The sequence below is a fragment of the Bacillus cereus group sp. MYBK220-1 genome (assembly GCF_051916445.1).
Lineage (GTDB): Bacteria > Bacillota > Bacilli > Bacillales > Bacillaceae_G > Bacillus_A > Bacillus_A cereus.
In genome coordinates this window covers 230,465-252,655 of the sequence record NZ_JBQAGQ010000001.1, presented here as the reverse complement: position 1 = coordinate 252,655, position 22,191 = coordinate 230,465, and the positions used below count along the sequence as shown (strand labels likewise).

Below are 22,191 nucleotides of genomic sequence, written 5' to 3'. Positions count from 1 at the left end.
TATAACGAGCAGGATTTGTTTACTAGTATTTAAAGTAGAGTAATTGAATCTTTCTTTTCTACCTTTACTACATCTACATCCAATTCATCATCAAATTCTTTAAACTCTCTTGCATCTATGTCAGTAATATAAGTCTTCATTACTTTTTCCATATGTACGGAATATGTCATGTGTACATTCTTTTTCGAAAGCATACTAGAATTACAGCACATGTAATGTATCATTTTAGCGATATAATCCCTTTCTACAGGTTTTACACCCAATGGTAAAATTTCAAGTATATATCGCTGAAAAATCCCACTACAATTAAGTGAATATTCACCAGTGCTATAATACATCCCTTTTTGATCTGCATATAAGCCAATGCTATCTAGAGCATCATCCCGCTCTATTACACCGTAACTTGGTACATCAAAACCTGTATTTATTCTAATAATATTTAAATTTGGAACCTTTAAGACCTCTGGAACAATATCAGGTAAAATATCTATATTAATTTCTTTATTTTGTAACTCTTTTATCCAATATTTTCTCAAATTTGCATCTACAATGAAGTAAACTTGTTCATTTTGTTCTTTTGCATATTGTACAATTTCCATTAATGTTTCGAAAACATATTGTTTAAAAAGAGCCCCCATATCATTTCTCTTTGATGGTTGTGGTAAAAATGCATTATGTTTATTTATATTTAATAATACGTAATCAATCGTTTGCCACTCTGTACTCCCATATAATTTATATAAAATTTCTTTTCCTTTTATTTTTGAAAAAATAGGTAAGAAATCGAATTTCGATATTCGTTCAATTGATAAACTAACATATGTACAAGGTAAATTTATCTTATTCCAACTACGCTTCAAAAATCCTTTTTGTTCTAATAGACTAAAAACACTATTTACAATTGTTTTACGAGATACATTTTGTCCTATAAATAAATTAATAAATGTTGAAATACGGTTTGTTCTTGCAAATCCCTCTCTAATGATTTGTTTTGGATCAATTTTTTCGCGTCCATCACAATTTTTCATTGCGATTAATGCTAATGTCGCATCACTGCGCTCACCCGCGGTAGCATAGACAGCTTTCTTAACATCATCTACAAGATTTGTTTTATATTTTTGGCAATATTGCATTTTATATGGATTTTGTAACACCTTTTCAATATTGTATCTCACAATCTTTAATAACACCGGAAAATCTGTATTCAATACATAAGAATTTTCACCAACTTTAGTCAAAACAATTTTGCTATCAAGTAATGCTTGTTCTATTTCCAGCGCTATATTTTCAGACCAAACTTCTAATGTTAATGTCTCTAATCCTTTTGGTGCAAATAAAGGAAATAATTCATTTTTGTTATTTGTTGCTACCTTTTTACATTCTGGAAGTATTGTGAAATAAGAGAATTTACGCTGAAATTCTTTAAATAAATACTCTCTTTCCTTTACTGTTATACCCGGTTCTATTTTAGTACCTCGAACTTTATAAATTCTCTCATTGTATGGAAATAACACCCTTTTATTTTCCCCTACAATATAATCTTTCGGATATTGGAGAATATGGTCTAAATCCACCTCTCCCCCTATTTGAAAATCACCTTTTAAATTTCTAAATATCTTAATCCATTTCATGCCGGTTGTAGCTTGTTGTATTTTTAGTTTTACAAACCGTATTTTTTTATTATTTGACGCAAACTCTGAGGTAGAAATCAATATCATGCCTCGTTTTCGTCTTAAAAGTAAAGGAATATCTGGATGATTATATTCTTGATATTAAGAATGGTTTTATGAGCGTTTCGTACTAGTGTGTTCTAGTTGATTATGGCTATTATTGAGGCAGACATATCAGCGATAATTTATGTCTATTTTGTATAGGTGTTAGCAAGTTCGTTTGCAAACTTGTTAGCACTTTTTTGTTCAGATAATACACATACTCCTTCGTATATACTGTATGTTTAAAGTTAAATTTGTCTAATTATATAACATGGAAATTCTACATAATTTTATTAAAAAGTAAAATACTAATACTTGTTTTAATACTTTACTTCAAAGCATTAAAACAAATTTACTAACTACGGAACAAGGAGGCATCACTGTGGACATTCGTGAAGGATTAATTCCAACAGCTCTAGGTACAGCAGTGACAGCAGCAGGTTACGCTCTTAAACAAACTCGTGGAACTAATAAAATGATTGCAAATACAGTATTTGGTTTTGGTTTAGCTCACGTCGTTTTAGGTGTAATCGACCTTGTTGAACATCGTCGTTAGAACAAAAGGCAAGCATTGGTATATGCTTGCCTTTTTGGTAGTGCATTTATTATTCATTTTTCAAAGTATGTTTGTATGACATAATCATTATCAATGAAATTAAATAGATACTTCTGAAAGAAATCTATTATATCGTAGCAGGGGTTATATTTACAGCTGTAATTTTACAAGTTGAAATAGCAAACCTAACGGTTGTAGTTGGATTTATAGGTAATGTACCTAGCACTATACCAAGTCCTGTTTGTTCCACGTTAAAATCTGCTGCAATAGAGCCATTACTTGCTAAAAGACTTACTGTAGATCCAATAAACACATCCAATAATTGTCTAATTGGTCGTTCACGACATTCACACTCACATCCTACATCGACAGGTGGAAGTAATGTGATAGGTGGTCCTGGTGGTAAAAAACCTACCCCTGTTACATCAGAAATATTAACCACGAAGGTTGTGGTGCCATCTGTAACTGTAACTAAAAAATCATTTACGGAAGTGATAGTAAATAGAAAGAAAAGTGGGGGCGTGTTTGGTGTGTCTGCAATAGTGCCGAGAATTACAGTTTCTCCAATAAGTTGTTGTAAGACGCTTTGCATAGGGAAAACACAGCAATCACACAGACAACCTTCAGTCCCTCCCGTTGGACCTGTTATTCCTGTCGGACCCGTTACTCCTGTTGGACCTGTTATCCCTATTGGACCCGTTACTCCTGTTGGACCCGTTATCCCTGTTGGACCCGTTACTCCCGTTGGACCCGTTATCCCTGTTGGACCTGTTATCCCTGTTGGACCCGTTACTCCCGTTGGACCCGTTATCCCTGTTGGACCTGTTATCCCTGTTGGACCCGTTACTCCCGTTGGACCTGTTTTCCCTGTTGGACCCGTCCCTCCTGTTGGACCCGTTACTCCCGTTGGGCCTGTCCCTCCTGTTGGACCCGTGGGGCCAGTTGGTAAAGTAAATGGTGGGATTGGCGGGAGTGTGGGGCCAATTAAATTTGGGGTTAATGCATTAGTTTGAAATATCCCATTTGTTTTTTGTATTTCATTTTTATCAAACACTTAACTACCTCCTATGAGTGTATTATACTGTGGTATGACAGTTATCTTACATATACATAAACTTCATTTATCGTAATATAATATGTTTCCCCTATACTATTGTGCACCTTAAATTGTAGTGAACCGTTTACATTTAACTTCCCATCAATTGTAAATCCCTCACCTGCATCTACGAAACCAGCAACATCTTTGTCCTGCCAAGATGGAGCATCATAGAAACGTAAATTGTTAACTTTTGAAATAACGCGCTTTCCAACAATAGAAGAATCTACTGTACTTTTCTTATTAAACTTCACATAAGATGAATCGTTCTTAATCCACTGATCTCCACCAAGATTTAACCACCCATCCTTTTCCGCCCACACAATATAAGATTCTGGTTTGTTTAATTGACGAATCTTAGAATAGCTTGTACCTGGTCCTTTACGTAAGTTAACGTTGTAACCTTCAATATAGGCGATACCGTCTGTTACTGCTGTTGGTACTTCCGCTGGTTTAGATGGCTTTTTAGGAACAGAAACATCCACACTAGAATTATTATATGCTCGTTGTACATCTGCTCTAAATTGAGCTTCTGAAACGCCATGAGACTTTAAGTAATCAATTGGATCTTCATGATCTGTACCACCAAGGTGATGAGTTACATCGCTATGTGTCCACAATCCTTTTTCTACAGATAACCCACGATCACGTAAGATTTTAGCTAGTAACTTAACATATTTGTCATAGCTGCGTTTGAATTTTGTATAGTCCGCTGTTTCGCATAACTCTACATGTACAAATCGTTTATTAGCAGCAGGACCGCCACCATAAGCAATGTATTTTGTATCAGCAATTTGGATTGTTTCATCCCAATCGACTGCATAGTGAACAAATGCATTTCTCCATGTACGAGACTCATATTTCTGAATATTAATAGCTGGAGCTTCTGGAGTTGCTGTAGAATGTGCTACAACGCCCTCATAGGCACCTACACCATAACGGTATGGTTGTTTCGGTAAATCAGGAATAATAAGCGTTCTATCAGCAAAAACACTTGTAGCAAAAGAACCCACAAATACTAGAATCATAAGGAACGAGATCATATGTTTCATTGTCTTTTTCATTTAGCATCAACATCCTTTTTCATAATTTTTGTGTGGTCAAATAATCCACTTGCTGATAATCCAATGATGATTCCTTGAAATACATTTGTTTTGATATCTCCGTCCAAAAATAAAACGCCTAGCACAATGCCAAGCGTTAAATTTAATAACGGAACATATTTTGTTTGTAATCCAATTGTTTTTCCAATTTGTGAAAGACCAACTACAATTCCAATCATTACAGTAATTTCAAACATTACATACCACCTCCTTTCATTAAGAAAGTGAGAATGCCACCAACAATTCCGCCAACTATAAGTCGCAAAATCCAGGTAGTATTAGCGCTGATTTTATCTAGCTGTTTGTTGATATTAATAATGTCTTTCTCGTTACCTGTTGTCCGCATTTCTAAACTTTTAATCTCTAAGCGAATATCCTTAATATCTTGCTTTATTTCTTGAACATCACTTCGTACATCTTGTAACCCTTCCACCTCATTCACCCCGTTTCAAAATAAAAAAGAGAAGCGAAATCGCTCCTCTTAATCTATGAATTGAATTTACTCTAAACCGTATTATCATTAGAGAGTTTAAAGTTTTATAGACTCTTTACACCCTAACTCTAAAGGGAATGCCCCATCCTAACAGGATGTTTGGGTTTTTATAATATTACCCATGTTTAATTCACTCTCTTTCCCCCCTTTTTGCTATAATTTGTACATTTCATAATAAATCCCATTTGAAACGTCTCCATGCAATAAAAAGTGGTCAATATAACACTTTTTTATTGTAATATTAATTTTTTAAACCAGATATCTAATTCATTTTGTTTCATTTCAGATAAAAACGAGTAATCTTTAATAACTGTTTTCAATATACTTCTCATTAATTCATCAAAACTTTCCGCTAAATCTGGCAATCTTCTTAAAACTTTCCCTTTAATATCAGAACCATGCACGTACATTGATCTAATATCATAAACATTCTTAATCAACGTGTAATTTTTCATCCTTGTATCAATATCTCCACCTAATATTTTAACAGCACGTTCAGCAACCTGATGAGTTACCTCACTTTTTGTAGTAGAGAATAGGGATTCTAACGCACCTACATATGCTGAAATTTTCACAGGTAAAAATGATTCGCCACGCCCACTCTTAATAAAACGTAAGGCCCTTGATATTCTATTCATATCCGCATATGGGATTTGAGCGGAATAATTTTGAGTTTGCAAATCATTTACATCACAATTTTCTAAAGCTTCCTTTTTAGCTACTAGCGCATAATTATAGAGTAGCGCTTGCCACTGTAACGCTTTTTTTAATTCTTCACTTGTAAAAGAAGTGATTTTATACTGACCTCTTGAATTAGATGGCCAAAGATTACTTTTATCTCTGATAATAAAATAATTTTCTGGCTCGTATAGGTACAAATAGTCTACTTTTACACTATTATCCTTCACAAACCATAAAGACAATAAAAACCACTCTACTGGTCCCCATGATAAACGAATGAATTTACTAACCTCATCTAATGAATATTGTTTACTTTGATTTAAATCAAAATCATTATATATATATGGTGATTTTTCTAATGCCTCTATACCTAGTTTCCCAATATATTCTATGAAAGGTTTTTCAAAGAATTTATTTTTTAATAGTAATTGATCATTACAAATGATATATCCATATTCCATACCAAGAAATAAATTTGTTTCTTCTACAGATAAATGTTTAAATGAACCGACTATATTTACTTGCATTAAAGCTCACCCTTTATCGTTTTATAAAGATTTTATATCATCCTCCTATAAAACTCCATAAAAAGTGAGTTTCTTATTTAATAAATGCCGTATTTTATGCAAAATAAAAAACAGCTTATAGCTGCTCTATTTGCGTTGTATTTTCATTAGTTGGTGTTGGCGGTTCTTGAGATGGATAATTCCCTGTAAGTGATGTATAACACTCTAAACATATATTCTTTTTCGCAAACCCCATATCCAATGCATACAGACGAGCTCCACGTTTACATATTTCGCATCTTGTTGCAATACGGAAATATATCGTTCCATCCGTTTCTCCCCACACCTCTACTTTATTAGTACCATATAAACCGGCATTGTTTAGCATATCAAAAGGAATTTGCACAAATACTCCGTTTTCGTTTCTTTCTGAATCTACTAACCTACCAGCAAATGGAGCGCCTTGCCCCGCTTGTAAGGGATAACCTTGTAAATCTTTGTAATCATCCATATATTTACCTCCTAAACGTTAGGTAGCTTGTACCATTGTCCTGCCATGCCCATAAAATAAAACCCATAGCCTTGACCACCATCAAAGAAACGAGCGGATCCAGCTTGGCCCATTCTATTACGCCCTAAATTTATTCCCTGCGTTAGAATAGGTTGATTTATGAATACATCCTTTTCTGTACTTATATCAAAGGTCTGTCCGTTATCAGATGGACCTATGTTGTTATTTACACCGCCTATTGCAATCTTATTAAATGGTTGAAGACCATCTGCTCTTTCTGCTGCTGCTCGATCCCAGTTATACATAGATGCATATTTACCGCTGTATAGCGTTACACCCGATACACAAACCGCTTTCCCTTGTCTCATATCAGCATTTCCAGAACAAACCTTAATAATTAATGCGTGCTGTTGCGGAATATAGTTTGTCGGCACTTTGAAAGTGAAAGAGTATCTTCTGATTTCTCCATAATAGGTAGACGGTTCAGGAAAATCCATTTTTTGTTCATGCCATGTATCGTAACTTACATTGTCTCGGAATGTAACGCAGCATACTTGTAAACGCGGCTTCCCTGTTTTACGTACCCCATTTATCATTGCTGTTCTAAAATGAGCAGATACTGTGTATTCATTTCCAGGATGTATCCCATTATTCACGATTGCTTCTGGATAGTTATACATATCTACTCTTGCAGCATTTACCATTTGCTCGTAATCGAATAAATGTGTATTCTTTTCTATTACGACATTGCCCCACGACTTCCAAGTAAGACCATATCCACCTTCAAATCCATAATAATCTGCATTCCCAATGTTTTTCTTTGTAACACTAGAAAAGTCGGGATCTGCTATTAGGTTTCGTCTTGATACCGCAGTTGTTTTTGTTCCCCATTCATCTTGGAATAGGAAGTCTAGCATTTTAACAGTTACACCGTCTTTATCAATGGTTATTTTATCACCGTCAATTCGAATAAGATTCGTATCAATTCCTTTTGCTGTTAACCATTTGACCATTGTATCTGCATTAATATCCAGTTTTGCAGCATTAATTGTAATTTTCCCAGGGGACATATTGATTGCAGTGACAATACCGTCCTTTAAAATCTGCGCTAAAATCCCCTCATCTAGAACTTCTAACTTAGATTCCGTTTTCTTTACATAGGCATTATAAGTCTCATTTATAAACGTTTCTTGTTTTCCAGAGATGATTGAAACGCCTTTTTCATTAGCACTAATACTTCTTTCTAATTCTGTAACTTTTTTATTGTAATCTTCAGTAGCTACTCTATTGGCTAGATCTTCTAGCATTTTATCAGCATCCGTTTGATCTTTCGGATGTAACCAAAATTCTGTAGCTATAGTACCACGCTGTAACATAGGTGTCGCACACCATAAACGCCCATTTCTCGTAACGTAATAACGCCATCTCACAAACGCTGCATTAGCTGGCGCTTTATCTGTACATATAGCACGAACCCACGTATTATTTACAACTTTGACATTCGTTCTAGCTGTTTTAACACGAGTTTTTTTGTCAGCCGTCCACCATTCAATTTCAATAAATGCACCACCACTATCAATAGGTGTTTTCCCATCAGTATTGAAATAACCTGATGCAACAAAGGCTTCATTAACCTGACACTCAATGAATTGACTTGTAAGTCCCCACCAACGATCTTGAGTCTGGCCAGTACCGGTAATTGAAAATGTGTTCATACCTTTGTATTTTAAGTTAGTATCAACAGAACCAGCAGCCCCATTACCACTATTCCAAAACCAATATTTCTGCCCTAACTTAAAATCAGCATCACGCAACTCGTTTACAGTACCTAAACCACCTACATAATTTTCAACATCTTTTATTTCTACTTTTCCTTCCAAAGCTTTTGCAGTAGTTTCCCAGCCTGCTTTAGCTTCTTGTAACTGCGTACTTTGTTTGGTTTGTATTTCTTGTAAACTAGTAACTTTTTCTCTAATACCGTCTGCTGTTTTCTCTACAGTAGTAACACGCTCGCTAAAATTGACTTGTGTTTTTTCTACCGTTTTAATACTTTCTTTAATACCATTCACACTTTTTTCAATCTCGCTTGTTTTCTTCGTGAATTCATCATTCGTTACTTGATTTTCTGGAGCTGGTGTCCAATCCTGTGGCCTATTACCTTTATATAAAGCGACCCATTCTACAACGGATTTTGTAGTGTTACTTGGAAAGTTATATAGACTCAACTTTCTTTCATTACCACTACTTGCTGCTACGGCTTTAAAAGTTACATAGGTAATTCCATTCGCATAAACACTTATTGCATATCCAACATTATTTGAACCACCATTCTGCCAAATTCCAAATTTCTGGCCTTGCGGGACACTCCCTTTAATTACAAAAGTATATTCCTCACCTGCAACAAAATTTTCAGTTAGAGAATATGGATTGATTAGATAATCTGTTTTTTCATATTTGACGTTTGAATCTAATAACAGATTACGCCCTCCAGCTTTATCGTTATTAACTTTTTTTTCTACGATCTCCAACTTCTCACTAATCTGGCCAGCCTTTTCTGTAATTTCAGTTGTGGTTTTCTTTAGATTATTAGTTGTTTGCTGCACCTCAGAGAGGGTCTTTTTCGTACCTTCAGCAGTCTCTACAACTGTATTTAATTTTTCAGTGATTTCACCGTCTTTTTTTGTTAGCGATTCAATAGATTTAGTAAAACCTTCGTTGGTTTGTTTCATTTCAGAGACAGTTTTGGCAATTTCACCTTGAGAATTTTGTACATTTTTAATAGTTAAAGAAACTTCTTGAAGGTTTTCTGTTACTTCCTTGAATTGACCAGCAGTTTCTTTTTGTGCTTCTTCCACTTTCTTATTTAATTCTTCTTTTGTAAGTTGAATATCCTTAATAACCTGCTCCATAGTTTCTTTCTTGATAGTTTCTGGATCAGGAATAAGTAGCTCCCAACCATTACCGTTCCACACTTTTAAAATACCCGGTTTACCTTTGCTAATGTCTCGCCATAATGTCTTACCTACTATAAGATTATCGGTTGGTGGATTTTTAGCTTCAATAATATTTACCGTATTATTTTTTAGGTTTTCCTGGACCTTTTCAGCCAGTTTCTTAGCGACTTCAGATTCTTTTTGAGCATTGTTTGCTGTTACAACTGTTTCTTTAACTAACTCATCTAGCCGATTAAGAATTTCTTGTTTACTACCTATTGAAGCCAGGACTTTATTATAGAGCTTACGTAATTCTTCATTAGCATCCACAATTTCTCGATAATCACCAAATGCGTATTTATCTTGCGAAGGATCAGTATGTGATTCATCACCAGCGATTGCCCTTGCTTCTAAATAAAGCTTTGGTGTAAATCCTGTATCTTTTATTCGGATTGTATCCCCCTCATTAATCAGTTCATGAGCTAGTCCAAATACACGACCTATACTTTGTGCTTGAACTTCATATATATAAGATGTATTGATTCGTTTGGCTAGTTCTGTTTTCATAAGAGTTAAAAGACGTTGTGGTGTTATATCTTCTTCTGTTTCTGGTGTATAAAAGCCAAATTTATGTTGACCTCGCTCATTCCATCGCTGAAACGCATCACTGTCTACAAGATAAGGAACTCCATTATTAATACTAGAGATGGTTATAAAGTCTCTACCTTCTTTTTTTACGAATCCTAATAGGGCTGTACAAATGTTTTGGGAATTCTCAATTCGTTTGATACCCATTAAATCTTTACCAAGAGTTACTTCTTTGCCTGTATCACGTCCTCGTTTTTTCACCATATCTACATAACGACCAACAATTTGAGACCCTACAACTTCCGCGCGATATTGAATTTCTAAATCGAATAAGGAAGCAATGTGTTTTAAAAATTTCAGTGGATCTATGAATTCATCAATCGTCATAGTGTGGAAGGCAGCGTATTCTGTTTTTCCTCTTTTCCACTTCGTACCCACAAGAGCTATATCGATAAACTCATTGACGGTTTTGCCTACAATCTTCTGAGGATTGATAATGCCCGATTTCGCTAGTTGAACCCATTCTCCAGAGGCATAAGCGATTACTGATCTATCATCTGAATTTTTTTCAGTCTCAGTAATAACATACGGAACAATCCGTCCGTCCCTTACCTCTTTTAAAACTAAATTTTGCTGTATGAGTGTCGCTGCATGATCTGTATTATCAAATACTTTAAACTCTAAAGTATCAATGTTATTTTTTATCTCCCAATGTCGTTTATCGTCCCAATAATCTTTTGGTTGTATATTGGAAACAATTTGACTCGTTTTAAAATCAACAACATGTAATATTCCACTTGGTTTCCTCATCTAAATCGCTCCCTATACGTTACTTTGGCTGTTCCGACAGTTGAAGGCATAATTTCTAGTTTATTCGAACCCTTATGAATAAAAGGATATTCACTAAATATATCTTTTAGATTAATAGCACTTTTACCATTTATCGTTACAAGACTTCGCTCAGTATCAATAACTACTTTGTCCCCAACATCAAAGATATAAGGAGGATTATTTTGTGTATTCATGTTAACCTTCCAAATTTTCAAATCGTCAATAGACATTTGCGAACAAAACATGTTGTTAGAGAACTGAGAAATGCTGATTTGTACTTGAGTGACTTTATTCATATTCACGTTATTTTCATCAAACCAGACAACGAACCTTTCAGCATCATCGATTTCAGTACCTAATATAAACTTAGAAATATACGCTTCCCATCTATTACCGGTCCTAGCGAGCCATAATCGCCCTCTGAAATTAGTCCAAGTATCTGGATGATCTCCATGTTCATTAATTAAAACTTGCCCACCAGGTTTCTTACTGTTCCCCACACTAGCAAATCCACTGTTTTGCTCCGCTTCCCACTGAACATCTGACATAGATATACGGGCTACATAATCGCTGCTTTCATCCAACAATCCTATTTCCACACGCCCCATTTGATCCCAATGATAACTATTAATGTGCACATAAGCTTGCATGATAAAATCCTGTAACGGTCCTTGTGGGATATTCTTTTTGGCTATACAACCATGCCATCCTTTTACCGTAGGTTCACCTAGATACTCGGCCATAAAACGGTATCCATCCGATTTAAACTTTCCTCCACCATTCATATCTTCTGTTTTAGGGACATCAGTCCATCCTATGGTTGTCCCCATCTCGTCCCATAACACACGTTGATTTCTTTCAACTGGCACTTGGTCTGCTTTCAATGGATATCCAATGCGAAAATAATTCGTTCCATTCCATACATCAAGAAATGTGGAAGGTTTCGTCACATCAACCTCTATAATTGGATTGGATTCTACACTTCCTTTGTTTTGAACATTTGCTATTAACCCACGCCCATCCATTTCAAATTCTACTGTTTTAGTAGGTCCTAACTTATATGGCATTGGACAAACAAAATTCAAAGTACCTTTTCCTAAAGTAACAAAATCCTCAGGATCAAAATTTTCATCAATAACCGCCAGGTATGTCCTATCAGATGTTACATCAAAGACTAATTCAACAGGTTTTTCTGTAATTAACCACTCTGCTATTTCTTCTTTTAATGTTTCTAAGTCAGATCCATTAGGAACAATAATTCCCACTGGAACAGGTAAAACCCGCATTTCAGTTTCTGTCGTTAATAATCTTGCACCTGGATAACCTCGAACACTTAGAAATTTCCGTTTTAATGGAGCCCACGCTGGTCTTTTCCATCCCTTTTCTATTTGAATAAAATCCTTACGTATATTGTTAAATGTAAAAGAGCTCATACTGTCACCCCGTTTCTTTATAAAATAAAAGAAACCCAAACTTAAAAGTCTGAGTTTCTTTTTGCTTCTCTTTCTTGATACTCGGTTGTATAGCGATAAGTACCGCGTGCCACGTCTCTTCCTTCTAAATTAACAGGTACTTCAATAACTAAATCTCCACCAAGCATTGGAATGACTCCACCGCCAGATGATCCTGAAGAATAATTAATTACTTGATTTGATACACTATTTGTCATGGCTTGTCTACTATTTGACATACTTCCATACACACCACTCATGACAGACTTTAATCCGGATAGCTGATTCATAGAACTAGCCATCATACGGCTCATATCATCCATTAATTGATTTATTTCTCCTGATATAGCGAATTGTTGTCGCGGCATGGCTGCTACTATTCCTGCGCCAATATCTCCAAGTGTCTTTTTATTCAATGGTAAAACCGCTTCTTTTCCGGCTTCTCCTGCACCTTGCAAGTTTCCACCATTCATTCCAAAGATAGTCGGTTTAGTGAAGATACCACCTTTTGCACGCCAATCTATATTTAGTCCAGAAGGGAATGTAATATCTTTTCCTAAAATATTTTTTGTACTAGTTTGCAAGCTAAAGTGTGGAAGAGGTGGCATTTCAGGTTTAGGAATCTTTAACTTCAAGTCACTAAAGAAACTCTTGATTTTCCCTATAAACTTTTCTACACTGTCAACTGCATCTTTTATTGGATCAATAATAAAACGTTTAGCTGCTTCGAATTTTTCTTGTGCGGCACTCTTTACGGAATCGAATTTTTCTTTAGCTGAATTATATAAATCAGTGAATTTTTGTTTGGCTTGATTATACGTTTCAGTGACAGGATCAATTACATATTTCTTCACTAAATTCCAAGCTGTAAGTGTATACGATTTTATAGATTCCCAGTTGCTTAATATCCAATTTGCTAATTCACCAAGTTTTTGCTTGGTTGTATTCCACAAGTCTTGAACAGGTTGAATTACATACTGTTTAACCAAATTCCAAGCCATAAGAGTATACGATTTAGCAAGTTCCCACTGTGAGCTTAACCAAGAAATCAAATCGCTGAATTTTTCTTTTGTTGTACTCCAAGCTTCTTGGACTGGCTGAATAATATATTGCTTAAGTAATCCCCATGCAACTTGGGCCACGGCTTTTGCAATTTCCCATTGTGTACCAAGCCATGTAACCAATTCACCAATTTGTTTACTCACCCAATTGTAAGCTTCTTGGATTGGTTGAATAATATACTGGCTTATAGCTGCCCATGCAATTTGCACTCCTGCTTGAATTAGTAACCAACCAGCCTCAAGGACCGTAGAAATCAATGAAATAATAGGGTCTAAGACTGTAAGTACAGTGTTCCACGTTTCCTGCCAAGCTTGTACAAGTGCCCCCCACAATTCAGAAGCTGTTGTAACTAAAGAAGTCCACCAAGAAGACGCCGTTTCCACAATACCTGACCACAAACTACTAAAGAATTCACCTATTGGATCAAAGAAACTATGCATCATTTCAGTGAATGAGGCCCAAGCTCCTGAAAAGAATTCAAGAATAGAATTCCATGTACTACTACATATTTCACCTATCCCTGTCCATAAATCGCTAAAAAATTGCCCTATCGGATCAAAGAATGAGTGCATTGTTTCTAAAAATGAATTCCATGCTTCACTAGAGGATTGAACGATGCCATTCCAAAGTTCTATTAAATATTCTTTAATAGAATTCCACATATCAATAGTCCACTGTTTTATAGAATCCCAATTTTTATAAATAGCAACTCCTAGAGCCACTATAGCTGCGATAATAATAGGAACAATAGCAACAAGTCCGGCTGCTGCTAAAGCTCCAATTTCAAAGAAGCTCATGACTGTCATGACTATAGGAGCAAGTGCCATGATTGCACCTGAGATTATACCAATAGCCATCGCAACAGCTGTTATTGTGGCTGCCAGTTTAGGATTATTAGAAATCCATTCAGCTACTTTGGAAATAACATCAGCTATGACACTAAGAACTGGCTGAAGTGCAACTTGTAAATCCTGCATCGCTTTTTGAAATTTAACTGCTGGGTTTGCATCCATTTTCTTAATAGAATCATTCAGTTTATCTTGTTGCTTCCCAAAATCAACTGTTTTCTCTTTCGCACCTAGCAAAGTATTAATGATGTTTTGCCCTTGATCTTCATACATTGTCATTTTGTTATCGTAGAGGCTTTTTATCCTCTACTTCTTACAGTTCATTTCCTGTAAGTTCGGCATACGTTTTCACTAATAAGTGTCGCGGTCTCGTGGAGGGATTATATCTTTTCACCCTCTATGCTCTGCCCCTGACTATACTTTGTATAGCCTTCGGTTCAAATTAGGATTCGCACCCTCTTTGCTTTATACCGCGATTTTACTTCGGCACAATTCATCATCTACCGAAAAACTTAACACCTAATTCATTACGCTTTGTTTCATCCTCAACTTCTGATAAAGCCTGTGCAATTTCAGTCATTGCTGCTGATCCATCTTTACCACCTTTAGCTACTGCCTGACCCCATTTTTCAACTTGTTCTGCTGAAATTTTTGTGCCTTCAAGCGATTCTTTCATAGCTTTATCGACACCTTGACCGAATTCAGCCGCTTTAATACGCCCTTCTTTTAAACCATCTAAGAGATTATCAATCATTTACATTCAACGTGATTCGCAAGGTCACGCCCGTTCTCTATGAACTGCTATACGTCACCGTATAGATTAGACTATATCTTCAACTACTTGAGTTGCTCCCCGTTTCGAGTGTCATATGCTTACACCCTACGTCTTTCGACTAGTCGTTGCACGTTCCTTAATTAAAAGGCTTCGCTCAGTATTGTCTCATTTGAGAGTTTCACTGAATTAAAGGAGTTTTTCATTGTATGTCGCCATACAAGGGAACTATAATCTAATTCCAAGTACCTGTTTCGACCCCAGCTGCCATAATAGCTTGCACTTCTTCAGCATTGTATCCGGCCCGCGTCAGCTGACCACCATATTCAGCAATAATATCTAATTGTTCCGGTGGAAAACCCATTTTTAATAAGGCATCAGCCATACCGAGAGCGCCTTCTTGTGAAATACCTAATTCATTACCGATTTCATTTGTTTCTTGAATTAATTCAGTAAAATCTATGCCAGCATAAGCATTAGAAATAACAGCCGCACTCTTTACGAAAGAAGCATTTGCTTCATCACTAACATCTTTATTCAAAGCCCATTGTCTTCTTACACCCTCAAGTGCTTCTTCTGCATCTAATCCATAGGCTGAAATTCCTCTCACAGCATCCTCTACTGATTTTTTTGAGGACTCAGGAACATCAAATCCTATTTCAATTTTTGTTTTTAACTTCGACATGTCCATTGCTTTTTCAATTGCGGTTGCAATTCCGCCACCAGCTGCCAATCCACCAATAACGTTTTCTAATCCTACTTGTAGGCCCTCAAACTTCTTCTCGGTTCTACCAGCTTCTTGTTGTAATTCTCTTAACTCATTTTGCACTTGTCGTATGGAGTTTCCAGCATCCACAGATCGAAGTGCTCTTTGTAATTTTTCAATATCAGCTTCTGTACCTAATGCTTCGCGCCCAATAATCCCAATCGCTTGTTCTAACTGTCGACTTGTAGCTGTTCCATTCCGAATTGCATTCACAAGACGATTCCCTAATGCTCCTGCAAAATCATCAACGCTTTTTCCTGTAGCTCTAAACAATGTTTCTAATTGCCTTGTGGAACTCGCTACATTCTCCTGCTCAGCTTTCATGTTTCCTAGTTTATTTTTAAGACCATTAAGTGACCCTTCTGTAAATTCAATCTCACGCCTAAATGCTCGATACTGTTCTTCAGAAATTTTACCGTTTTGGAATTGAGCTTGTACTTGTTGTTCCGCTGCTTTCAATTTATCTAGCTTTTGCGTTGTATTTTCTATTTGTTGTGTAAGTAATTTTTGTTTTTGAGAAAGTGCCTCAATATTCCCAGGGTCAAACTTTAACAAACGCTCGACATCTTTTAATTCTTTAGCCAAAGCATCACTTTGTTTATTTACATCTTTTAAAGCATTTTGTAACGGCTGAGTATTACCACCAATTTCTATCGTAATCCCTTTAATTCTCCCTGCCATTTTCTCACCCCTTTCTTAGAATGAATCGAAGTCTTTTTGATTTGCTTTTCTAACTTTTTCTTTATCTGGATTCTCTAGCTCAGCAAATTCAGCAATGTAATCAAAGCAATCACCGATTGTCATATCTTCTAAATCCCAGCTTGTTAATTTCGCTTTATAACAAAGAGCAAGAAACAATTCAGTAGTAAATTCCTCATCACTGAATGTCCCTTGCTCTCCATTGTTTTTCTTTATTTTTTTTTTGCTCCCATAGTGAGCTGAACTAATTCCATGACTTCTGGCATAATTTCTTCAATTGGGAATTCTTCAAATCCATCTAGCCACGTCATAGGATCAGGAATATTAGGATCAGCCGTTTTAGCGTATATCCATGTTAAGTCATAAATAAATTCAAAATCTACTTTACTCATATCGACATTAGACATATCAATGGGTTGTTCTGACCCATCTGATGAAGCTAAAGCGTTAATTGCCCCTAATGCCATCAAATCTGAAAATAAATTACGTCTGAATTGTGCTTTATATCGCTTAACTATTGCTGCTGTAGCTTTTAATCTGACTTGTTTCCCGTCTATTGTAATTGTCTTTTCCATTTACTTACGCTCCCTTTGGTAATGCAGGTACTTTTGTATAAACTTTTTTATACCAATTATCATAGATCTCTTGTTTTGATTTAGTTGTAGTTTTCGTTTTAACCATACGTTTTCCATTAATATCAATAGGGCTTGATACAAATTTAAGCTCATTTGTATTTGGCTCCGCTGAATTAGTTTTCGTTTTAGATGCAAGTGTTGGACGACTTGCTGAACAGTTAAACATAACGTGTCGAGTCGCTCTTACATCGCCATCGAATTCAAATAATAATGCAAATGATTTCCCTTTTGCATCGGCTAATTCATTTAATACACCATCTTCTTCGTCTAATTCCTCACCTAATGCATCAATTGCAAATTGCTCCGGAATATGGGCGATTGATAAAGTGCCATCATACCCTTGGTTATTACTTGCTGCGTAGTAAAGCATGTCATCCGCATAGAATTCGATTAAATCTCCGCGTGGATCAAATGTTAATTCAACCGCACCTGGTAATCGAATCGGTGTACTGAATGTAACTACACCATCTTTAACGTCATAGAGTGCATAGTGGACATTTTTCAGACCGAAAGCTACTTTATTTTCATTCATTTATATCAACCTCGTTTCATATATTTTTTGATACATTTTTTCAGATTCAATAAAAGTTCCATACGAGTCATAAGGAATTTCATGATCGTCTAGGACTTTTTCAAGTTTTTCTTCTGCAACTAAATCTTTTTTAGTTGTGTAAAGTTCAATATTTGTATCGTCTATCTTGTGATACACCTTATTATCAGCCATTAAATTTGCTGATCCATCAACAAGGATACAAATATAAGGTGGCGCTGGTACTGGCTTCGTTGGTGTTGCTGTGAAATGCGAATAAGCCACAGGATAACCTGTAGCTTCAAGAATTTTTGTTAATTCACCTAATGTCATTATTGAATCACCCTTTCAATACGTCTTGGCAACTCATCAATGACATACTGTTCAACTGGAAGGATATGAACTTGTGCTGGTACACGGCCACCACCCACTTTTGCATGTCCCTTTTCTAAAAGATGTGTTAATTGACCTTTTGTATTGTGAACGACAAAACCATTACCTTCTTTTTTCTTACGCCACCCTTTACGGTAAGCACCTGTTTTTTTAGGGCTGCCTTGCCTTAATTTTTCTACAGCGACATCAGCTACTTCTTCTTCTGCTGTCAGTAACTCTTCTTCCACAACATTTGCATATCTTTGTAATTCCCTAGCAATCTCACTCGCAAAATCATTCATATTAAGTATGCTCCTTTGCGATAATAGTCAATGTTTGATACATTTCATCATCATTCATTGGCGGTTCAATAATATCAAAGATACGATCCTTCATTTTAATTCGCATTAACTCTGTAATACCTGTTGTATAAGGAATAACAAACCGATAAATTCGCGTGGACTGTGAAGCCGAAGCTTCAATGTACTCCGAACCTTTTACCGTTTTTATCATTGCCCATGCTTTTTTTACTTCTTGCCAATTACCTGTTTCAACTTCTTGATTCAAATCATCTTTTATTACTTCAGGTTGTTCAATGATAATTCGATTTCTACAATCACCTGTATTCAGTGGTTTTTTATACTGAAAAGGACGCATATTAATCACCGTCCAATTTAATTTCTTCTAATGCTTTATCGATACCTAAACTATTAATCTGACTTAAAAAATTCTTGTCAAAATACTCTAATGCATCGTTATAAACATAACGAGAACGTTCAAAGACTAATTCTTTGAACTCCTCGTCTTTATTTAAATCATAATTCCCACAAATCCTAAGTAACGCCTTGTTAGACGTAGAAAGGATGCGCTTTAGGTTGTCGTCTTCCTCATCCCCTAAGTGCATCCTATCTTTGAATTGCTGTAATATTTCATTCGAAATTACTGTATCCATTTACATCATCCTTGTGTCGGTGGCGTTGGCGTTTCTTCAATCTTTAATGTATAAACTTGAGAAGCATATTTATCTTTTGGCTTACCTGTAGCAAATTGTTTAGCAATATAAACTGTTGCGTCTTCTAATGCTAGAGTTTCTTCGAACTTTTTAATAGGCTCTGTGCCACCCATCGCTGCAACATACTGACCTTTAACAAAGAACAATACTTTCCCTTGTGGCACAAACACCGATTCTGTAGGGATTGGATTAAATGGCAAACTTGTCACGTATACCCCAGCTGCATTTTGAATTGTCGCGTTTGCTTGAATATCAAAAGTATCAAATGGGTTTGTTACCATGACTACTTTTCCAGCAATGTTTTTCGGTCTATCTGCATCTGAACCATCAGCGTTTAATTTTTTAGCTAGTAATTTAACTACACCTTTTAATTCATTAATTGTTTTACGGCCAGGTTCAAACGTTAAGGTCCCAACTGGTTTTTTATCTGGATATACTCCATTTGTAACACTTCCACTAGGATCTTTTAATAAACCGATAGGTTCATTTTTACCTGTACCAGCTACAAATCCGCGTTCTAATCCCACTGTCATCGCTTCTGTAATCATTGTGCGAACATATCGTTCTACCCATACTGGACCAAGTTTTAACATGTCATTTGCTAATGGAATAAATGCCGTTAATTTAAGTTGTGAAATGCTATCTTTACGGAATGTAGCATTTAATTGACCTTTAATACCATCAAATAATGGCCCCCATACCGCTGCACCTTCTGGATCTCCGTAAACGAATTCTGTTACTGCACCTAAATTCTCTAAACCAATATGTTGTAAGAAAGGATGATCTTCAACTAAGTCATCAAAAATACGTTCTTGAGTTGTTTTAGGTAAAGTTTCAGTAGACTTAAATCCACCTTCTTCAACTACTGCATTAAAGAACTTCATTTCTTCACTTGTTAATACATTAGCACCACGAGACTGCATAATAGAACGATCTACCATTGATTCATTCACTTGATTTAAAATATCTGCTCGTACATCTGTAGCAAGTGCTCCAATCATAGAATTTAATGCTGCTGTTTGTTCTTCTGGAGTTCCCTCCTGTGTTGCTTTCGCAAATGCTAGTTTCTTTTCTTCAAAATTATTAAATTTAATAACCATATTTTATTTTCCTCCTAAATTTAAAAAGAGCGTACTCAAATTCTGTTTTGTATGAACAGGTTCTTGAATAGGCTCTTTTGTATTTGTATTTGTTTGTAAATCATTCAGAATTTCGTTTTTTAGTCCTAATAGTGCAGCGTTTAAATCTTCTTTTGTAATTCCTTGGCCCTTGTTCATTGTTCCATTTCTAAAACCATCGATTATTTTTTGTGGAAGCATGGCAGCAGTAGCAGTTGAAGCTGTCATTTTAACTGGGTTCTCCATAAACATAATTTCATCCACAAAGTTATTTTCTAATGCTTGTTGTGGTCCCATCCATGTTTCATCAGACATCATATTAAGTAGCTCTTCTTCTGATTTACCACTTTTAATGACATAAGCATTTACAAGTGTACGATCAGTTACTTTTAACATCTCAGCTGCTTTTGACATATCACGATGATCTCCACCACTCAACATAGAAGCGTTATGAATCATAATCTGCGCTGTAGGGGAAATACGAACCTTATTACCAGCCATCGCAATAATAGAAGCTGCACTTGCCGCTAAACCAACAATTTGAACTTCCACATGACCAGGATAATTTTTTAATGCTGTGTAAATTTCCGAACCCTCATCTACATAACCACCAGGACTATTGATTGACACAATTAAATCCTCACTATTTGCGTTATCAAGTTGTTTTGTAATCTTCCCTGGGCTTGTCGCATCCATTTCAAACCAATCATAAATCCAAGCTTCATCATTTGAAATAATTGGTCCTTTAACGTCAATTTTCACCGTCATTTTGTTTCTCACCTCCTTCTTCTGTATTCATTTCAGCGTAGTTTTTCGTAATATAATGTTTATTTAAATTTGGATCGTCTGAGATATCATAACCAACTTCTAATCTAACCTCATTACCTTTAAAAGCACCTGACGAAATGAGCTTATCGATACTTTCCGCAAGTTCGAATATAGTCTGATAAGAAAAAGATTTAACCTCTACTCTTTGCCCTTCAAGATACTCATTCATTTCAAAGAATTTTACGTTTACTTCATCAGAAATCTTTTTTAACAAAGGTTTTACTGTGAAATTCATGTAGTTTTTCGTTTGCTTCTCAACATCAGCCATTTCACCATATATTAAAGCTGTAGGTATTCCCATCGCCATTGCTACTTGATTTAAAAAACCATTTGTTACTTTATTTATTTCTTCCACACTAGGACCATTAGCAGAACCGTTATAAACTTCTTTGTACTCAATTCCTTTTTGCTGTGGAACAATAGCAATATCTTTCTTACCGACCGCTTGATACATGTCATCTATGAATTTTTGTAACTTATCTACCTGTTCTTGTGTTTTAGCACCGATCATATCCATATCAACCGTGCCACGAATTTGATTTTTTCGTTTCTGAGAACTTAAAATTCTTCCGAATAAATCGCCATAATCAGCAAAGAGTCCATCAATAAGCGGTGATAACTTATCATTTCGATATTTTAAATGGATAACTTCACTCTGTTTAAAACTTCTCTTAAATTCATAATCTTTTACTACTACATTCGTAAATGTATCTTCAAAAACAGCGTATTCATTATGTTGAAAGTCATCAGCAATAAGTAAATCCTCGTCATCCGCTTGTATAACTAAACATTCATTATCATAAACAAGCTTCTGAATGAATTTTTCCCAGAATGTACTTGCTGTCATATTCTTATTTGGTCTAACATTTAAGCGATAGTAAAGTTCATTCTTTTCAAATGCTTCACCATTTTTAACTCTAAATTCCGATTGACTAATTGTTCTTCCTAAAAATGATATACACGTATCAATCGCTAGTCGCTTCATGTGGACTCTGTTCGCTGTATCGATGAACATATCTACATCAAACATAAACGCAATTTCTTTGTTTTTGTTTAATACATCACTAATCCATCCAATGATTATCACCC

21 protein-coding genes and 2 pseudogenes are annotated in these 22,191 nt (G+C 35.6%); 1 reads left to right on the top strand and 22 read right to left on the bottom strand.

Features of this window, described 5'->3' with window-relative positions; all coding sequences use genetic code 11:
• Nucleotides 1-29: 29 nt before the first annotated feature.
• Nucleotides 30-1,712 (bottom strand): RNaseH domain-containing protein, encoded by a 1,683-nt coding sequence (locus ACTFRU_RS01235; protein ID WP_197323749.1) that lies wholly within the window; start codon nt 1,710-1,712, stop codon nt 30-32.
• Nucleotides 1,713-2,094: 382 nt separating this feature from the next.
• On the opposite strand from ACTFRU_RS01235, the gene ACTFRU_RS01230 reads away from it, so the two are divergent.
• Nucleotides 2,095-2,268 (top strand): hypothetical protein, encoded by a 174-nt coding sequence (locus ACTFRU_RS01230; RefSeq protein WP_000354585.1) that lies wholly within the window; start codon nt 2,095-2,097, stop codon nt 2,266-2,268.
• A 127-nt stretch (nt 2,269-2,395) separates the two neighbouring features.
• On the opposite strand, the gene ACTFRU_RS01225 is transcribed toward ACTFRU_RS01230, so the two are convergent.
• The 21 genes and pseudogenes from ACTFRU_RS01225 to ACTFRU_RS01125 form a co-directional block, all read right to left on the bottom strand.
• Nucleotides 2,396-3,322, bottom strand: a complete 927-nt coding sequence (locus tag ACTFRU_RS01225; RefSeq protein WP_440037409.1) for an exosporium leader peptide-containing protein — start codon at nt 3,320-3,322, stop codon at nt 2,396-2,398.
• Between the two features lie 41 nt (nt 3,323-3,363).
• Nucleotides 3,364-4,428: an N-acetylmuramoyl-L-alanine amidase gene (locus tag ACTFRU_RS01220; protein ID WP_097842395.1), complete on the bottom strand. Its 1,065-nt coding sequence runs from the start codon at nt 4,426-4,428 to the stop codon at nt 3,364-3,366.
• Nucleotides 4,425-4,664: a hypothetical protein gene (locus ACTFRU_RS01215; protein ID WP_016108980.1), complete on the bottom strand. Its 240-nt coding sequence runs from the start codon at nt 4,662-4,664 to the stop codon at nt 4,425-4,427. The genes ACTFRU_RS01220 and ACTFRU_RS01215 overlap by 4 nt, the downstream gene beginning before the upstream one ends.
• Nucleotides 4,664-4,900, bottom strand: a complete 237-nt coding sequence (locus ACTFRU_RS01210; RefSeq protein ID WP_016081457.1) for a hemolysin XhlA family protein — start codon at nt 4,898-4,900, stop codon at nt 4,664-4,666. The genes ACTFRU_RS01215 and ACTFRU_RS01210 overlap by 1 nt, the downstream gene beginning before the upstream one ends.
• 290 nt (nt 4,901-5,190) lie before the next feature.
• On the bottom strand, nt 5,191-6,168 hold the full coding sequence (locus ACTFRU_RS01205) for a HEPN domain-containing protein (RefSeq protein WP_063264108.1): 978 nt from the start codon (nt 6,166-6,168) through the stop codon (nt 5,191-5,193).
• 115 nt (nt 6,169-6,283) lie between these two features.
• Nucleotides 6,284-6,658, bottom strand: a complete 375-nt coding sequence (locus tag ACTFRU_RS01200) for a hypothetical protein (RefSeq protein WP_097842396.1) — start codon at nt 6,656-6,658, stop codon at nt 6,284-6,286.
• A gap of 11 nt (nt 6,659-6,669) precedes the next feature.
• Nucleotides 6,670-10,989, bottom strand: coding sequence for a phage tail spike protein (locus ACTFRU_RS01195; protein WP_440037408.1), 4,320 nt, complete (start codon nt 10,987-10,989; stop codon nt 6,670-6,672).
• Complete coding sequence (locus ACTFRU_RS01190) at nt 10,986-12,443, bottom strand: distal tail protein Dit (protein WP_440037407.1); 1,458 nt, start codon at nt 12,441-12,443, stop codon at nt 10,986-10,988. The genes ACTFRU_RS01195 and ACTFRU_RS01190 overlap by 4 nt, the downstream gene beginning before the upstream one ends.
• 41 nt (nt 12,444-12,484) lie before the next feature.
• Nucleotides 12,485-14,650, bottom strand: a complete 2,166-nt coding sequence (locus ACTFRU_RS01185) for a phage tail tape measure protein (RefSeq protein ID WP_440037406.1) — start codon at nt 14,648-14,650, stop codon at nt 12,485-12,487.
• A gap of 223 nt (nt 14,651-14,873) precedes the next feature.
• Nucleotides 14,874-15,122 (bottom strand): annotated as a pseudogene (locus ACTFRU_RS01180) (hypothetical protein); the annotation flags it as partial.
• A gap of 262 nt (nt 15,123-15,384) precedes the next feature.
• Nucleotides 15,385-16,590, bottom strand: a pseudogene (locus ACTFRU_RS01175) (DUF2207 domain-containing protein); the annotation flags it as partial.
• Between the two features lie 15 nt (nt 16,591-16,605).
• On the bottom strand, nt 16,606-16,767 hold the full coding sequence (locus ACTFRU_RS01170; protein WP_000477709.1) for a hypothetical protein: 162 nt from the start codon (nt 16,765-16,767) through the stop codon (nt 16,606-16,608).
• A gap of 53 nt (nt 16,768-16,820) precedes the next feature.
• The gene (locus tag ACTFRU_RS01165; RefSeq protein WP_063537134.1) at nt 16,821-17,183 is read right to left on the bottom strand and encodes a hypothetical protein; all 363 of its coding nucleotides are present in this window, start codon (nt 17,181-17,183) and stop codon (nt 16,821-16,823) included.
• Nucleotides 17,184-17,187: 4 nt separating this feature from the next.
• Complete coding sequence (locus ACTFRU_RS01160; RefSeq protein ID WP_063537135.1) at nt 17,188-17,775, bottom strand: major tail protein; 588 nt, start codon at nt 17,773-17,775, stop codon at nt 17,188-17,190.
• Nucleotides 17,776-18,105 (bottom strand): hypothetical protein, encoded by a 330-nt coding sequence (locus ACTFRU_RS01155; RefSeq protein ID WP_440037405.1) that lies wholly within the window; start codon nt 18,103-18,105, stop codon nt 17,776-17,778.
• Nucleotides 18,105-18,446, bottom strand: coding sequence for an HK97 gp10 family phage protein (locus ACTFRU_RS01150; RefSeq protein ID WP_440037404.1), 342 nt, complete (start codon nt 18,444-18,446; stop codon nt 18,105-18,107). Before ACTFRU_RS01150 ends, ACTFRU_RS01155 begins: the two co-directional genes overlap by 1 nt.
• A 1-nt stretch (nt 18,447) precedes the next feature.
• Entirely contained in the window at nt 18,448-18,801 is a 354-nt protein-coding gene (locus ACTFRU_RS01145; protein WP_030028310.1) for a phage head closure protein, read from the bottom strand.
• A gap of 1 nt (nt 18,802) precedes the next feature.
• Complete coding sequence (locus tag ACTFRU_RS01140) at nt 18,803-19,096, bottom strand: hypothetical protein (protein ID WP_087949862.1); 294 nt, start codon at nt 19,094-19,096, stop codon at nt 18,803-18,805.
• Between the two features lie 5 nt (nt 19,097-19,101).
• Nucleotides 19,102-20,256 (bottom strand): phage major capsid protein, encoded by a 1,155-nt coding sequence (locus ACTFRU_RS01135; protein WP_440037403.1) that lies wholly within the window; start codon nt 20,254-20,256, stop codon nt 19,102-19,104.
• A gap of 3 nt (nt 20,257-20,259) precedes the next feature.
• Complete coding sequence (locus tag ACTFRU_RS01130; RefSeq protein WP_440037402.1) at nt 20,260-21,042, bottom strand: head maturation protease, ClpP-related; 783 nt, start codon at nt 21,040-21,042, stop codon at nt 20,260-20,262.
• Entirely contained in the window at nt 21,026-22,189 is a 1,164-nt protein-coding gene (locus ACTFRU_RS01125) for a phage portal protein (protein WP_440037401.1), read from the bottom strand. The genes ACTFRU_RS01130 and ACTFRU_RS01125 overlap by 17 nt, the downstream gene beginning before the upstream one ends.
• Nucleotides 22,190-22,191: the final 2 nt, after the last annotated feature.

Excerpts from the sequence above, each read along its gene's own strand:
- ACTFRU_RS01220 (WP_097842395.1), bottom strand. The coding sequence starts at position 4,428 with ATGAAAAAGACAATGAAACATATGATCTCGTTCCTTATGATTCTAGTA.
- ACTFRU_RS01215 (WP_016108980.1), bottom strand. The coding sequence starts at position 4,664 with ATGTTTGAAATTACTGTAATGATTGGAATTGTAGTTGGTCTTTCACAA.
- ACTFRU_RS01205 (WP_063264108.1), bottom strand. The coding sequence starts at position 6,168 with ATGCAAGTAAATATAGTCGGTTCATTTAAACATTTATCTGTAGAAGAA.
- ACTFRU_RS01200 (WP_097842396.1), bottom strand. The coding sequence starts at position 6,658 with ATGGATGATTACAAAGATTTACAAGGTTATCCCTTACAAGCGGGGCAA.
- ACTFRU_RS01195 (WP_440037408.1), bottom strand. The coding sequence starts at position 10,989 with ATGAGGAAACCAAGTGGAATATTACATGTTGTTGATTTTAAAACGAGT.
- ACTFRU_RS01190 (WP_440037407.1), bottom strand. The coding sequence starts at position 12,443 with ATGAGCTCTTTTACATTTAACAATATACGTAAGGATTTTATTCAAATA.
- ACTFRU_RS01185 (WP_440037406.1), bottom strand. The coding sequence starts at position 14,650 with ATGACAATGTATGAAGATCAAGGGCAAAACATCATTAATACTTTGCTA.
- ACTFRU_RS01165 (WP_063537134.1), bottom strand. The coding sequence starts at position 17,183 with ATGGAAAAGACAATTACAATAGACGGGAAACAAGTCAGATTAAAAGCT.
- ACTFRU_RS01160 (WP_063537135.1), bottom strand. The coding sequence starts at position 17,775 with ATGAATGAAAATAAAGTAGCTTTCGGTCTGAAAAATGTCCACTATGCA.
- ACTFRU_RS01155 (WP_440037405.1), bottom strand. The coding sequence starts at position 18,105 with ATGACATTAGGTGAATTAACAAAAATTCTTGAAGCTACAGGTTATCCT.
- ACTFRU_RS01150 (WP_440037404.1), bottom strand. The coding sequence starts at position 18,446 with ATGAATGATTTTGCGAGTGAGATTGCTAGGGAATTACAAAGATATGCA.
- ACTFRU_RS01145 (WP_030028310.1), bottom strand. The coding sequence starts at position 18,801 with ATGCGTCCTTTTCAGTATAAAAAACCACTGAATACAGGTGATTGTAGA.
- ACTFRU_RS01140 (WP_087949862.1), bottom strand. The coding sequence starts at position 19,096 with ATGGATACAGTAATTTCGAATGAAATATTACAGCAATTCAAAGATAGG.
- ACTFRU_RS01135 (WP_440037403.1), bottom strand. The coding sequence starts at position 20,256 with ATGGTTATTAAATTTAATAATTTTGAAGAAAAGAAACTAGCATTTGCG.
- ACTFRU_RS01130 (WP_440037402.1), bottom strand. The coding sequence starts at position 21,042 with ATGACGGTGAAAATTGACGTTAAAGGACCAATTATTTCAAATGATGAA.